Here is a 13847-nt window from a genome sequence, read left to right on the forward strand (position 1 = left end):
GCGTGTTCACACCCGGCTGCCACTGCTGCCCGGCCAGCGGTTCAACGCCAACAAGGTCCCATATCAGTCAAGGCCGAAGTACCGAGTGGCCACGTCGATGGTGAACCGCGCACGGAGCTTGCACGCGGAGTTCTGGTTGGCGAACATGCCCGCCGTCCACAGCGCATCCTCGTGCGGGACGGTCTTGAGCCAGTCCACGGCGACGACCCACTCCCGGCGATCCTGCCCGTCCTGGGGCTGGTGGTCGTGCCGGTAGGCGGCGGCGAGCTCCAGATCCGTCATCTTCCGCACCGAGCCGTCGACGACCAGCTCCGCCTCGTCGAACGGCCGCGCCTCCCGCGTCACCGTGCCGACCCCGACATACCCGACCTTGGGGATGTGCACGAAGACCCGGTCCCCGACCGGGAGGGCCCGGAGCGTCCGCGAGAACCAGTCGCCACCCCCGGCCGACACGAACCCGTACCGCCGCGCGTCCAGCCAACTGCGGACGCCGCCCTCCTCGCCGAACGAGACGTACCAGTCCTGCCCGTTCCACGGCTCCTTCTTGCCCTGGCCCTTGGACTCCGCCGCCGACGCGGTGACGACGGCCTCGTCCATCAACCACGTCCGCGCCAGGTACTTGCGCCCCTGGTCCTCGAAGTAGCGGAAGAACATCACGTTGATCGGCACGTTCCGCCGCGCCAGGTAGGTCACGATCCGCTCCGTGGACGCGTCCACCTCACCGGCGACCACGGTCAGCGTGTGCGCGGTGTTCAGGGCTTCGGGAGGGCTCGCACCGAACCGCTCCGCGAACGCCTGATCCAGGTCCCTGCCGGCACCGCTCGCCCTGATGTACTCGGCAAAGATCTCGCGAATGTCCTCGTTGGAGAGGTCCTGCACCCACGAGCCGTAATCCAGGAGCTGCGCCACGACCTCGCGCGGCGTTCGATCCCGTTTGAGTTCGAGTATGTGGAGCGTCCCCTCGGCGTCCAGTCCGAGCAGGTCGATGAACTTGCCGTACTCGGTCCGCACCTGGCGACCGATGAGCAGCAGCGGCGTCCCCAGGATCCCCGGATCGGCCTCGATGAGCTCCTCGAGCCGCGCCTCCAGCGGCATGGACGACAAAGCGACCCGTTCCGGCGCACCATCGACACGCCACAGCCCGATCTCCAGCGACACCGCGTTTCCTTTCACCCCACCGACCTGAGACAGCAAAGCTACCCCCTGAGGAATCGCCCTCACGATTCCACTCAGCCGGTGCCATACTTCGGCCATGCCCGAGAAGCGAACGGCCAGGCTGCCCCACCCGGCAATTCGGATCGGCTTTTATTTGGCTTTCGGACTGCTGTGGGACGCCCTGGTGAAGATCGGCGACCCGGAAGAGTCCTGGACCACGATCGCGGTGTTCAGCCCGCTCATGGCACTGGGATTCGATTGATCTTCGACTAGTGGCTCCGCCGCCGCGCCGGCAAAGCGGAGATGGACGACCTGTTCCGTTGACCGCCCCGTCCCGAGCCCGCCGCCGCCGCCGCGGCCCGGGACGGGCCGACCGTCGTCAGAAGAGTTCGAGCACGATCTGCACCGTGGCGAGGAGCAGGGCGGCCAGCTCCACGTAAGGCCCCCACGTCGAGACGTCCCGCCGAATCGCGTCCCAAAGCCGACGCGCATTGTCCCGGCACTTGATGAGCATGATGATGAAGTCCTCCCGTCGCCCGACCTCCTCCGGGCCGGTGAACCTGATCCGAATGGTTCAGCCGATTTCCGGCGATCAGCACGGCGAGATGCGGCAGGCTTGTACACGGCGTCGCCTGGCGCGACGGGGGATGAACGGGTTTTCCGGTGGACGTTCAGTCCGGATCCGGAGTCCGAAGGTGAGGGGACGCGGGATGGGCAGTCCGGAACCGGGGGCCGCCGAGCGCTTCGCCGCCGCACTGCGCGACCTGTACGACGCGGCGGGCCGTCCGATCTACGCCGAACTCATCCGGCAGGGACAGGCACAGAAGCCGCCGATCCGGCTCCGCGACGCCTCACTGAGCGACTGGCTCTCCGGCAAGAGCACCCCGTCCAACCCGGCGGCGGTCCACTTCCTCGTCACCTACCTCCAAGGACGAGCCGACGGCCACCCCCTCCGCACCCGCACGGAGTGGAAAGGCCTCTTGGACGAGGCGCAACGGGAACGATGCAGGAAAAGGGGCGGCCGCCCCGCAGCCCGGCCACGCCCCACTCTCGAAGCCGATCCGTTGCCCGAAGCGCTCCTGAGCCTCCTCCGTATGCTGCGCCAGGCCACCGAGGATCTCCCCTACCGGCAGCGCCGAAGCGTCCGGTTGCCGCTGTCGGGCGTATACGTCCTACAGACCGTGACCACGACTCCCGCGATGCCCGACGACCTTCGATATCAGTGCCGAAAAGGTTCACTGTTGGATGGTCGGGCGCGTGCATAGGAAATGGTGACCGTGGTCACGTTGGTCACTGACAGGTAAGTATCCTCCCCACTAGGGTACTGAACAGCGTGAGTCACGGCTACCGCTGCCGCAGTCGCGTCGTCCGCCTAGCTTGTGCGCGAGGAGGGTTTCTGTGTCTGTTAACCAGTACGAGCGTGCGTTTCGCGCATGGCCGCTCTTAACTAAGAAGGCGTCGCAACGGTCGAAGGTCACCTACACCGAGCTGGCGGAGCATCTGGGTATTCATCCGCGGCCGCTTCGCTATGTGCTGGCCGTGATCCAGGACTGGTGCTTGCACGAGCATAAGCCGCCACTAACCATCCTCGTTGTCAACCAGAGCCGTGGACAGCCCGGACAGGGGTTCATTGCGTGGGATGCCACCCGCCTCGATGAAGGCTACGAAGAGGTCTTCGCATATCCGTGGCTCACTCTCCCCAATCCGTTCCAGTTCGCGGCGCAAGACTCCACCCCTGCGGAGCTAGCTCGCACCGTCATCAATAACCCCCACGATGCGGGAGAGGTGTACCGGAAGGTCAGAGATCGAGGCATCGCCCAGGTCATCTTCCGCCTCGCGCTCCTGGATGCCTACCGCCAGCAGTGTGCCTTTTGCGGGCTTTCACTAAAAGCCGCGCTTCAAGCAGCCCACATCATCCCGTGGAACGACGCAAACGCCGAGCAACGCGTATCGCCTGTCAACGGCTTGCTGCTGTGCTCCACTCATCACGCGCTATTCGACAACGGGATCCTCGGCATCTCAATTGACCGGCGAATCGTGTGTCACCACGCTAAGGCGCCTAGCCAAAGATGGACTGACGCAGATAAGCGCATCGCCGCGGATCTTCATGGGCAGGACGTGAGGCTTCCGGTCGATGTGCGCCTGTGGCCGTCTGATGATGTCCTCGCGTACCAAGGGAAGTCACACTAGTGGCGTGCGCCCCGTGGATCTGTGGCGATCGGCTCGTGATTGCAAGCCGCATCAATTGTCAGTTGACAGACATCTTCCCCGAAGCCGAACGAGCGCATGCCCGCACGACGACCGCGTCCAGCGGACACGCCAACGGACGGACAGCCCGCGCACGAACCGGCAGACGGGCGTGGGGTTGGGGCAGACCAGACGCGAACTACCAGACGGGACTCGCCTTGAACCCAGGGAACTCCGCTGGCGTCAGCCGAATGAACCCGCCTTACGGCACCGTCGAGGCCCGACCCGGACCCCAGCAACCCCGGCGCTTCTCTCGAGTCGCCCCGGCTCAACGCGGCGCTCCTCGTCCACGGCCCCACTGTGGGAACTCTCACGCCCATGGGACGGCCGTGCCCGCCCCTCCGAGCACTGCTTGATCTCGTCTACCGGCCCCGCGAACTACGGCCGCGCGTTACGAATAGCGCGATTCTCGCACATCGGACAATCAATGTAACGGCCACAATCGCCAGCGACATTCATATAACACGCGGCCGCACTACTCTCACAATCACTGCCGAGGCTGCACACAAACGGGCGGTACCATGCATCTGGGGGGATGAGCTATGGAGGAGGCTGCTCTGTCCCGCCCGGATTTGCGCGCATTGTTCCGAACCAACACCCGCGCCCTCGTCGCGACGGACGTGTTCGCCAACCGTGCCGACGAATGGGCCGCGCTGCAGCGCAGCCTCGTGCGCGTGGTCGAGACGCGACGCGATCGGGCGTTCGATGTCGAGGACGTGCAGCGTCCCCGACGCAACGTCCTCGTGTTCTATGGCGTCGGCGGCGTTGGCAAGTCCACTCTTTCCCGGCAAATCGGTGAAGTGCTCGCGGACTCGGGCGCCGGTCCCGAGCATTGGCCGCCCGTGGACGGACGGCTCGGCCGGCTGGTCCCGGTGCGGATCGACCTGGCCCGGCAGAACGGCGTGAGCTTCGAATCCGTGGTCTTGGCTGTTCGCGTCGCGCTCACCGAGCTCGGCAGGCCGCTGACCGCGTTCGATCTCGCCTTCCTGCGGTACTGGGAACATCACCATCCCGGCGATCCGCTGGACGAGTTCCTGCGTCGGCACACGATGCTCAACCGCTTCGGCGGGGCGGGCCGGCTCCGTTCGCAGATGGACGCCGCAATGGGTGACGTCGCCTCGGCGGCGGGTCTGCCCGGGACGGCGGGCATGCTCGTCGGGCAGGGGCTCGCGTCCACCGTGCGGGCACTGCGGGAGCGGCGGCGGGCGGCGCGCGCGGTGTCGGGCTGCCGACGGTTGCCGGACCTGCTGGAAGCCGAACCCGACCAGGACGCACTGTCCTTCTACCCGCATCTCCTGGCCTGGGACCTGGCGCAGCTTCCCGAAGAGAAGACCGCCACCCCCGTCCTCCTGCTCGACACGTTCGAGGACGTCGGCGACCGCGTGCACCGTGACGTCGAGCGACTGATCCAGCGCATGGTCTGGCTGATGCCCAACGCGTTGTTCGTCGTCACCGGACGGAACCGGCTGCAGTGGGACGACGCCCGGTTGGAGGGCCAGCTCGACTGGGCGGGGCCGACGGCATGGCCCCAACTGGTGCCGGGCGCGGGCGACGACCCGCGCCAGCATCGGGTCGGCTACCTTTCCCAGACCGACTGCGAGGACTATCTGCGGCGGCGCCTGCTGATCGAGGAACAGCCGCTCATGGACGCACCGACCCGGCGCGTGCTGATCAGCCACTCCAAAGGTCTGCCGCTCTACCTCGACATGGCCGTGATGAGGTTCCTGGACCTTTACGAGCGGGCCGGGCAGGCTCCCGATATGAGCGAGTTCGATCTCGAGTTCCCAGCACTGGTCGCCCGGACCTTCCGCGACCTGTCGGCGGAGGAGCGCACCGTGCTCCGAGCCGTCAGCCTGCTGGACTCGTTCTCCGTGGAACTGGCCACGGCGGCGGCAGGGCTGGATTACGACGCCGCCGCGCTGCGGCTCGCCGACCGCCCCTTCGTGGACGTCACCCCGGGCGCGCAATGGCCGTACCGGCTGCATGACCTCGTTCGCACGGCGATCCGGGACGCCGACACCACCGGTGACGACCGCTGGACACCGCAGGACCGGCGGCGCGCCGCCGAGCGCGCGTTCGACGCAATCGGCAACGAATTCACCCGGCGCAGAGGCGACCGTCGGGTCCTACTCGGATGTCTCCGGCAAGGCCTGCGGCTCGCCAGGGAGCATGATCTCCCTCTCGGCTGGCTGGGGGACGCCGCACTCGACTATGTCCGCGACTTCGTCTGGGAGCCCGTCGAGGACGGTACCGGCGACATCGACAGTCCCGCCGCCGCGTTGGGCGAGACGCTCACGGCGGTGGCCCGACGGCAGCGTCAGCATCGCGGACGCACCGCCGATCGGCTCCGGGCCGTCCTGTCCGCCGGGCTGCTGCCCCCGGAGCTCGACGAACTCCCGCGCTACTTTCTCGCGGAATGCGAACGCGACCTGGGCAACCTCACCGCCTCGCTGGACGGCATGCGCCGCGTCTCCGCCGGAGGCGGTGCCCTCGCCCAGGACGCCGCCCGCGGCCTCCTGCATCTGGAACGCAGGCTCGGCCACTTCACCGGCGCGCTCGCCAGAGCCGAGGAACTGCCTCCGGGCGGCAAGAAGCACCGGACCATCGGCGAGATCCTCTGGACACAGGCGGACGTCACGTCGGCGTGCGCGGCCCTCACCCGAGCGCGTGAAGACGCCCTGGCCGCCGGACAGCACGGCGAAGCCGCCCTCTGTCAGGCATACCTGGCGTTCACTTCGGCCTTCCAGGACCGCGGCCGCTCGCTCGAGCAGATAGCCCGCGCGGAACGGATGCTCGATGGCGTGAACGTCGGCTTTGCTGACCTGCAGGTCAGCAACGCCCGCCTCCTCCTGGCCGCCGGGCGCGCTGACGACATGGCCGAACGCGTCGACGACGTCGCCGCGCTCGCGGAGGCGAACGGGGTCTCGTCCTGCGCCGCCTACGCCCGGCTCGCGCTCTGCTTCCACGCGGCGGCACGCGAGTCGCCCGAGCTGATGAGCTCGGCCCGCCGACGGCTCGACGAGAGCGTCCGCGGTGAAGAATTCGCCTACCTCATGGAGATCACGTACTTCTTGACCGGTGAGGACGTTCCCGACGGCTTGCCCCGCGCACACTGGATCGGCGGGGAAGCGCGTGTGCGGACACAGTGGAGCGGGCTCGTGGCGGAGCGGCGCCGGGATATAGGTGGGGAGGGTTGAGCGGATGGCCACGTACACGAAGGTTCACGACGTCGACACAGCGGCGGTCGCAGACATCTATGGCCTGGAGGGGCTGACGCTCCGGCCGCTGGAGGGCGGCGCGGCGAATTCGAGTTTCAAAGCGACCGCCGAACAGGGGTCGTTCGTCTTGACCATCCTGGACAATCACGATCAGGCGAGCGCTCATGCGCTCGCCGCCCATACCGAGGCGATGTTCCGCCTGGGTGTCCCCACGGCGGAGGTCGTCCGCAACGTGGAAGGCGCGGACGTCTCGACCATCACCGGCCGTCCCGTCCTGCTCAAGCGCTGGATCCCGGGCCAGGTCGTAGACCGACTTCCCGACGAGTTGCTGCCAGCGGCCGGCGAACTCCTCGCGCACCTGCATGGCGTGCCGCCCGCGCAGGTACCCGACCTGCCGACCGGCACCCGCCGTCTCTCACCCGCACATCGGGCCACCATCGAGAAATTCCCTGACAAGGCGTTCGCCGACTGGCTCACGCACGGTCTCGCGGGAGTAGAGGCCCGCGAGCGGCGGCTCCACGATGACCAGGTCGTCTGCCATGGTGACGTGTTCACCGACAACCTGATCGTGCGCCCCGACGACACGCTGGCCGTCATCGACTGGGAGACGGTGTCGCTGGACGGCGCGCTACTGGATCTCGGCATGACGATCCTGGGGCTCGCGAACGTGAACGGCGCCCTGGACCGCCACCGGGCGGACCTCATCGTCACCGGCTACAACAAGCACCGGCCTCTGTCCGCCGAGCAGCTTGTCGCGCTTCCCCAAGAGATCGAGCACGCCGCCCTGATCATCGCGTTCCACCGCTACTACCGGCACAACGTCCGTTTTCCCGACCCCGCCAAAGGCGACCTCCACACGGAGATGATCGACTTCGTCGAGTCGATGCGAGGGCTCACCTTGTCGGCACCTTGATCGGCGAGGATAAATAGTCCCCTGTATGCAGGGCGGGTGGGGCGGGGCGGACGTGTCCGTCCGGCGTGCGGGACGTGGCACGGCGGGCGCGTGATGTGCTCTGTTCGTCCGTCCCGCGTCCGAGGTATGGGGCGGACGCGGGACGGGCGGGCGCGGGCACACAATCCGCGCGGGCAAGCGCGGCGCCGGGGCCATGCGACCGGCCGGAGGCGAGCGCGGACCGGTGGCGGGCGCCGACCGGACCCGCGTGGCGCCCCGGAGATCAGCGGGACCCGGCGGGACGGTCGACGGCGGTGGGCGGACGGCGTGCCCAGCGCGGCGCGGACACCGGCGGCGGAGCGCGGCCGGCTGCGCGCCCAGCCCCGGGCGAACCGCCGCGCTCCCTGCCGTACGGAGCGTGGCGCCCACATCGGCTGCCTCACCGGCGTGCGGCATCCGGCGCGGACACGGGCGCCGGGCGAGGCGACGGGCCGGGCGCAAACTATCTGACGGGACGCGCCTTGAGTCCTGCCACCAGCACCCCAAACTCCGCCGGTGTCAGTCGGATGAACCCACCGGACGGCCGCTTCGAATCCCGAACCCCGACCCCGGCTCCGTTGTCGAGTCGTCCCAGCTCAACGCAGGCTTTGTCGTCCGCTCCCCCGCTGTGGGAGCTCTTGCGCCACTGGACGACCACGGCTACTCCGTCGGGAGTCGCTTGATCTCGTTCACGAGCCCCGCGAACTCGGACACGGTCAGGCTGAGGTGCCCGCCGGAGGGGTCCTTGGAGTCCCGTACTCCGATGCCCTGCACGAGTCGTCCCAGCTCAACGCAGTGTTCGTCGTCTGCTCCGCCGCTGTAAGAACTCTTACGCCACTGCGCAATCATGAATACCTCTCCATGTACTGCTTGATGATCTCGCGAGACTCCTCTAGCGAGGCGGCCTGCGCGCCGATGCGATCGAACTTAACCGACATTTCCCGAACCTCGCCAGGCGATTCGATCAAGCGCCCACCGTTCTGCGCACCGGAGAAGGCGATGTCACGCCCCTCTAGGCTGAGCACCTGAACCGAGCCATCGACGCCAAGGTGAGCGCCCGACACGAAGGGCACGACCCGCAGGCTCACTTGCGGGAGGGCCGCCATCGCGTACAGGTGCCGAAGTTGCTCCCGCATGACTTCGCGCCCACCAACGACCCGAGCCAGCACGCTCTCGTCGATCACCGCCCACATCTCGACCTCCGTCCCCCTGCCGAAGAAGGACTTCTTCCGAGCAACGCGTCTGGCCATCGATGCATCGAAGTCCTTCGGGGAGCCTGCTTGGACGTAGGACCAGGTGTAGTCGTCCGTCTGAAGCGGCAGCGGAATCACCTGACCGTGGTAGCTCTTGATCAGGTGCGCCTCCTCCTCGTACTTGACTAGTTGGCGCCCCCAGTCGGGATCGTGCGCCATTCGGGCAAACCAGAGCAATAGCTGAAAAAGCACTCCGGTGCCGTAGTGCTTATCGAGCAGGCGCATCTGGTCATCCTGTGGCCTCCGCCTGCCTGCCTCCAGATTGGAAACACTGGATCGAGCAGCGCCGATGACCTCCCCGCACTGGGCGAGAGACATGCCCGCCTTCTCCCTCATGAAGCGCATGAAGAACGCCAGGAAGTGCCACATCGAGATGCGCGGGTCGAGGGGCTCGCGGACGGCAGGCATGGCCTCTCCCAAGTTTTCAGCTCCGATGACTACACGTTGAGAGTAAGCCGACCGGGTGATCCTTGCCACAGGAAATCGGAAACCAAGGCGAGGACGGGACGATGTCGATCACCGCTACAGGGGACTTGATCATTCCCCTACTGGGGACGCCGGCCGCAGTAGGGCTTGCGCGCACACTCGCGGGCGCACGGCTGCGCAAATGGGACTGTTGCCGCATTCTGGACGATGCACTTCTTATCGTCTCGGAACTCGTCACCAACGCGGCCCGGCAGACGCCGCACGAGGAACTCCGGTTCCAGATCAGCCGGGACGCCGCCGGGGTCATCATCGCGGTCTGGGACTCCAGCCCCGAGATCCCGAAGCCGAAGCCCCTCTTCGAACTCACCCTCGAAGACCTCGACATGGACGAGGACGCGTTCGACAACAGCGGCGGCCGGGGCCTGCCCATCATTCAGACGCTCTCAACCACATGCGGCGTCACAAGGGACCCGCACGGGGGAAAATGGGTTTGGGCCAGGCTCAGTCCGTAGCCGAACCCGAGACGTTGGCTTGCGGCGTGCACGAGGGGGCCCGCCGCAAGCTTTCGTCTTAAAAGAGACCACCCTGTTCGCCGGCTGGCTTGGCGCGCCCCTTTTTGGCCTTTTTGTCGTGCAGGCCAGCAGCAACCTCGGCCGCATACCGCTCATGGTTGAGTTCAAGCAGCCGGTCCACCAACTCCCGCTGAATCTCCGGACCCACGGTGTACCGCATCTCACGTCCAGTGTTGTGGTGGCCATGGTTAAGCTGCGGAAGCAGGTCGTGCCAGCCGTACGAGCGACACACCGCTTCGTCGATAGCCTTGTGAATCTCTCGCAGTTCAACGATGTCCCCATCGTCGCAAGACGCATCATGCACGAGATTGTATGTCTTCGTAATTCCAGCCTGCCGCGCCAGCATAACGTCTCGCCGGAAGCTGTCCAGCCTCTGGCCCAACTCTCGCATCTCTTGCGTCAAATCCGGCAACGGCAATGTCTCGAACACGTCCGACGGCGCGTAACTAACGCGGGTCTCCAAAGTCGAGGTTCTACTAAGAGTCCACCAGTAATGCGGCGAGCTACTAAGCATAGCTAGCATCGCAGTGTCATCGGCTGCAAGCACAGCCAATCTATGCGAGAAAACCTGCCCTGTTGGCACCAAAACCGGCATTACAGCCTTACTCACAAGCGCGAGAACACAAACCCGCCGGAGGTCAGCGATTCCCGCTTCCATACCACGCCTGTAGTCAGCATAGCGCCACCAGTATTTACGATGCGACTCACGATTTCGCTTTTCCCGCTCCGGCTTAACAAGGGTTCGTACCCGTGCCATAGCGCCCGAGTACATAGATGCCTCAGCTTCACTCATGACATGGAACTGAACAATCTTTCGGGAAGCAGACACATCGGGACGCGAACTGACGTCTTGGCCGTTCAGGTAAGGATAGATAACTTTACCACTGTCGGGGTCTCGCTCAATCAGGGCTTCAGCTTCCTCTTCCTCCATGACGAAGCCCATACCATTCACATGGTGGCCAATAAAAATCCTTCCCGCGTTTGCAGCTAGACGCTTTGGAGGACCCGCCACCCGTGATGCAGCTTCAAGCGACGAACTAATCTTCGGCACGAGCACCCCGTCTGCAACAACCTCCGCCGAGTCACCAAGTGCCTTCTTGCTCGACCAGACCGCACAATATTCAAGTGCAGCACTTCTGGAAGGCCACGACTCACTCTTTATTGCTCGCCGAATCACTACACCATCATTAACTATCTGATCCAGCCCCACCTCGCGAGTGTCTCCTTGCGCCAAAGTATTAGTTGCAATCAACCCGCACTGGCCGCGCGCATGAACAAGGGCATGCGATCGCAGAGCAAAGTACGCAACCAGGTCAGCATTTGTTGCTCTTACATTATTTGCTACAGCAACACTAAGGAGCTCTCGATATGCATAACCAAGTGATGGACGCAGTTTGGGTCCCCCCAAGAAGGGGGGGTTGCCGATGACGGCATCGAAGCCGCCTCGCTCGAAGACTTCGGGGAAGGCGAGGGGAAAGTGGATAGGCCTACGCGAGAAGCCACCGTCAGGCAGGTCAATGCGGAGCCACTGAGCGAGCTGGCCGCGGGCCTCCAACTCGTCCGTCTCCTTGCCTGACATCACCTTCAGCCCGGCCTCCAACGCCAGGTTCGACGCCGCGTCCAAGCCAGCCGCTCCGCGCTTAGCGTTCGCCAGAGCCGTAGCCGTGGCCAAATTTGCCAACAGCCAGGCGCGGGATATCTCGGCCTCGACCTCGTCGAGCATCTCCCGCTTGGTGGTGAGTTTGTCCAGGTCGGTGCCCTCGATCGCGACCAGTTTCCGGCGCTTGTCGGCGACTCGTCCAACCAGCTCGCGAATTCCGGCCGTTAGGTCGAACAGCGCACCGTCGTCCTCATGGAGCTTCCGGCCACGCTTGGCGTCCATGTGCATGACTTCGAGCTGGTCGAGAGACGTAATCCCCAACAGCGAGTCGCCGACAATCAGCCGGTCGTCCAGGAAGGTGAACGGGCGGTGCGGGTCCATCGACACCAGCCACAGCGAGAGCTTGGCCATCTCGACGGCCATCTCGTTGATGTCCGCACCATAGAGGCAGTGCTCGATGATGTGGCGGCGGGCGTTGATAACCACCGGGTCCGCGTCAGCATCAATCGACTGGTCGGTGGACTGCTCCTCGTAGCCCGTGGCGCGTTCGTCACCTTCCCGGAGCCAGGCGGCAACCAGATGCTCCGCGAGGTAGCGGCAGGCGGCAACCAGGAACGCCGCCGAGCCCATGGCGATGTCGGCGACCTTCAGCGAGAGGATCTCGTCCGACGACTTCGGCTTCCACTCGTTCTTGTCCGCCGTCTGGAGTGGGCCGGGCTCGTAGACGAGCGGCTCCAGCGCGCCCTCGACGACCTGTTCCGCCAGGAACTTGGGCGTGTAGTGGGTGCCGGTGTTCTTTCGGAGGGACGACTCCGTGACGTACAAGCCGTCCTGCAGGATCACGACGGGGAGGTCGCGCAGGTCCGTCCGGATGACCCCATAGAACGGCAGCAGGCGTTCGGTGAGCTGGGCATTCCCATTGGTGACGGCGAGGAGCTTGCGGCGGGCCTCCTTCTCGTCTGCACCGGTCAACTTCGCGAGGCGCTTCTCCAGGGCCTTGGCGGAACCGATCCGGGAGTCCTTGTACTCGGTGGCGAGCTTGGACGCGAGGGCGGGCACGTCCGGGCAGGAGGCGGCGAAACCCTCAAGGACGCTGAGGGGCACCTCTTCCTCGATGCCGGCCTTTCCGATGAGGCCGACGACCGTGTCCTCCGCGTACAGGCCCTCGAAGGACAGCAGGCCCTCGTAGACGTAGCCGATCTGTTCGACGTCCAGCGCGCGGAAGGACAGCTTGCGGCGCTCGCGGCTCTTTCCCGTCCCGATTTCGACGTACTGGACGGTCTTCAACATGTGGAGAACGGTCCGGTCCTCGATGTTGAGGGGCAGCCACTCGAAGCGGGACGGGTCGAAGATGGAGCCGTCGTGGGCGTGCATCGGCATGTCCGGGTGGTCCACGCCGTAGTAGATCGCGTTGAACAGGGCGAGGAGCCGGTTCCAGCCGTGGTAGGTGTGCTCGAGGTCGTCCTCGCTGCCGTCGAGGGCGCGCTGTTCGAGTTCGGCGCAGAGGCGTCCGGCGGAGTAGGCCGTCCGGTAGAGCGGCTTGTCGGACGGGAGAAGTCCGCGCTCTTCGGCGAACAGCAGGAAGACGATCCGCATCATGACGGCGACCGACGCCCGGTACACCTCGGATGCCGGGACGTCGCCGATGCCGGGGCCGCCGCGGGCGACGTCCGCGGCGTGGGCGCGGCCGATGGCGGCGACCAGCAACTCAACGGCCTGGCGGACCTGGACGCCGAGGGCCTCGGTGATGTCCTCCTGGTTGTCCAGGCTGGCCTTCAGCAGCGCGACCGGGGTCTCGTCGTCGGGGACGGCGAAGAACCGGGACCGATGGAGAATCGACAGGAAGGCGCGGACGACGTCGCGTTCGGCGGCCTCGTGCCAGTTGACGGAGTCGAACGAGGCGGTCGTGGTGACGCCGCCGCGGGGTGCCCAGACGAGCGTGAACCAGCGGCCGTCGGTGGCGAGGCCGAGCTGCACGTCGTGGTGCCTGCAGAGCTGGGCGAGGCGGTCGGCGGGGGTGGCGGCCCAGCCAGAGCCGGGGACGCGCTGAGTGGGCCGGTCGTCGCAGATGAGGCCGAGGACGTGGACGGTCTTGGGGCCGTCGTCGGCGGGGGCGCCGGGCTCGCGGAGGACGAACGAGGGCGTGACCGTGGTGTCGTGCTCGGGGACGTCCATGGCGAGGGCGTCCAGGCCCTCGGTCTGCAGGAGGTCGCCCCAGCCGAGGAGTTCGCCGAGGATGTAGTCGATCCAGGGGCGTCCGGGCAGTGCGGCGTGCTCGCGGCGGAGGCGCTCGCGGGCGGGCTTATCGAGCGTGTCGAGGGTCGGCCAGATGTGGCGGAGGACGGGCACGCTGAGGAACGGCCCGGACACGTCGATGAGGTCGAGCCAGTCGGCGTGGTCGGTGCCGTCCTTGTGCTTGGGGAAACGCTTGTTCACGGGGGCCAT

Annotated in this window: 12 protein-coding genes; 6 read left to right on the plus strand and 6 right to left on the minus strand. The window is 66.1% G+C overall.

Annotated features, from left to right (window positions below; all coding sequences use genetic code 11):
- Positions 1-63: 63 nt before the first annotated feature.
- On the minus strand, positions 64-1158 hold the full coding sequence (locus H505_RS0102985) for an endonuclease NucS domain-containing protein (RefSeq protein WP_026400774.1): 1095 nt from the start codon (positions 1156-1158) through the stop codon (positions 64-66).
- A 94-nt stretch (positions 1159-1252) separates the two neighbouring features.
- Here H505_RS0102985 and H505_RS49660 point away from each other — a divergent pair, with 94 nt between their 5' ends.
- Entirely contained in the window at positions 1253-1417 is a 165-nt protein-coding gene (locus H505_RS49660) for a hypothetical protein (RefSeq protein ID WP_157432880.1), read from the plus strand.
- Positions 1418-1534: 117 nt separating this feature from the next.
- Here the strand turns inward: H505_RS49660 and H505_RS52265 are convergent, their stop codons facing one another.
- The gene (locus H505_RS52265; RefSeq protein WP_267898544.1) at positions 1535-1669 is read right to left on the minus strand and encodes a hypothetical protein; all 135 of its coding nucleotides are present in this window, start codon (positions 1667-1669) and stop codon (positions 1535-1537) included.
- Between H505_RS52265 and H505_RS0103000 the strand changes: the two genes are divergently transcribed.
- The 4 genes from H505_RS0103000 (at position 1662) to H505_RS0103015 (ending at position 7533) form a co-directional block, all read left to right on the plus strand.
- On the plus strand, positions 1662-2420 hold the full coding sequence (locus H505_RS0103000; protein ID WP_157432881.1) for a hypothetical protein: 759 nt from the start codon (positions 1662-1664) through the stop codon (positions 2418-2420). The genes H505_RS52265 and H505_RS0103000 overlap by 8 nt on opposite strands.
- A gap of 133 nt (positions 2421-2553) precedes the next feature.
- Positions 2554-3345 carry an HNH endonuclease gene (locus H505_RS0103005; RefSeq protein ID WP_051300119.1) on the plus strand — a complete coding sequence of 264 codons (792 nt, stop codon included), beginning with the start codon at positions 2554-2556 and terminating at the stop codon, positions 3343-3345.
- Positions 3346-3944: 599 nt separating this feature from the next.
- Positions 3945-6599, plus strand: coding sequence for an ATP/GTP-binding protein (locus H505_RS0103010; protein ID WP_157432882.1), 2655 nt, complete (start codon positions 3945-3947; stop codon positions 6597-6599).
- A gap of 4 nt (positions 6600-6603) precedes the next feature.
- Positions 6604-7533, plus strand: a complete 930-nt coding sequence (locus H505_RS0103015) for a phosphotransferase (RefSeq protein ID WP_157432883.1) — start codon at positions 6604-6606, stop codon at positions 7531-7533.
- 481 nt (positions 7534-8014) lie between these two features.
- Here the strand turns inward: H505_RS0103015 and H505_RS48685 are convergent, their stop codons facing one another.
- From H505_RS48685 to H505_RS0103025, 3 genes are read right to left on the minus strand one after another with little or no spacing between them, the layout of a single operon-like run.
- A complete protein-coding gene (locus H505_RS48685; protein WP_084549790.1) occupies positions 8015-8209 on the minus strand; it encodes a DUF397 domain-containing protein in 195 nt (64 codons plus the stop codon).
- Between the two features lie 2 nt (positions 8210-8211).
- The gene (locus H505_RS48470; RefSeq protein ID WP_026400779.1) at positions 8212-8400 is read right to left on the minus strand and encodes a DUF397 domain-containing protein; all 189 of its coding nucleotides are present in this window, start codon (positions 8398-8400) and stop codon (positions 8212-8214) included.
- The gene (locus H505_RS0103025; RefSeq protein WP_026400780.1) at positions 8397-9212 is read right to left on the minus strand and encodes a helix-turn-helix domain-containing protein; all 816 of its coding nucleotides are present in this window, start codon (positions 9210-9212) and stop codon (positions 8397-8399) included. Before H505_RS0103025 ends, H505_RS48470 begins: the two co-directional genes overlap by 4 nt.
- 101 nt (positions 9213-9313) lie before the next feature.
- Here H505_RS0103025 and H505_RS0103030 point away from each other — a divergent pair, with 101 nt between their 5' ends.
- On the plus strand, positions 9314-9742 hold the full coding sequence (locus H505_RS0103030; RefSeq protein WP_026400781.1) for an ATP-binding protein: 429 nt from the start codon (positions 9314-9316) through the stop codon (positions 9740-9742).
- 58 nt (positions 9743-9800) lie between these two features.
- Here the strand turns inward: H505_RS0103030 and H505_RS0103035 are convergent, their stop codons facing one another.
- A complete protein-coding gene (locus H505_RS0103035) occupies positions 9801-13847 on the minus strand; it encodes an Eco57I restriction-modification methylase domain-containing protein (protein ID WP_026400782.1) in 4047 nt (1348 codons plus the stop codon).

The organism is Actinomadura rifamycini DSM 43936, from assembly GCF_000425065.1.
Classification (GTDB): domain Bacteria; phylum Actinomycetota; class Actinomycetes; order Streptosporangiales; family Streptosporangiaceae; genus Spirillospora; species Spirillospora rifamycini.

Excerpts from the sequence above, each read along its gene's own strand:
- H505_RS49660 (WP_157432880.1), top strand. The coding sequence starts at position 1,253 with ATGCCCGAGAAGCGAACGGCCAGGCTGCCCCACCCGGCAATTCGGATC.
- H505_RS0103000 (WP_157432881.1), top strand. The coding sequence starts at position 1,662 with ATGAGCATGATGATGAAGTCCTCCCGTCGCCCGACCTCCTCCGGGCCG.
- H505_RS52265 (WP_267898544.1), bottom strand. The coding sequence starts at position 1,669 with ATGCTCATCAAGTGCCGGGACAATGCGCGTCGGCTTTGGGACGCGATT.
- H505_RS0103010 (WP_157432882.1), top strand. The coding sequence starts at position 3,945 with ATGGAGGAGGCTGCTCTGTCCCGCCCGGATTTGCGCGCATTGTTCCGA.
- H505_RS0103015 (WP_157432883.1), top strand. The coding sequence starts at position 6,604 with ATGGCCACGTACACGAAGGTTCACGACGTCGACACAGCGGCGGTCGCA.
- H505_RS48470 (WP_026400779.1), bottom strand. The coding sequence starts at position 8,400 with ATGATTGCGCAGTGGCGTAAGAGTTCTTACAGCGGCGGAGCAGACGAC.
- H505_RS0103025 (WP_026400780.1), bottom strand. The coding sequence starts at position 9,212 with ATGCCTGCCGTCCGCGAGCCCCTCGACCCGCGCATCTCGATGTGGCAC.
- H505_RS0103030 (WP_026400781.1), top strand. The coding sequence starts at position 9,314 with ATGTCGATCACCGCTACAGGGGACTTGATCATTCCCCTACTGGGGACG.
- H505_RS0103035 (WP_026400782.1), bottom strand. The coding sequence starts at position 13,847 with ATGGCCCCCGTGAACAAGCGTTTCCCCAAGCACAAGGACGGCACCGAC.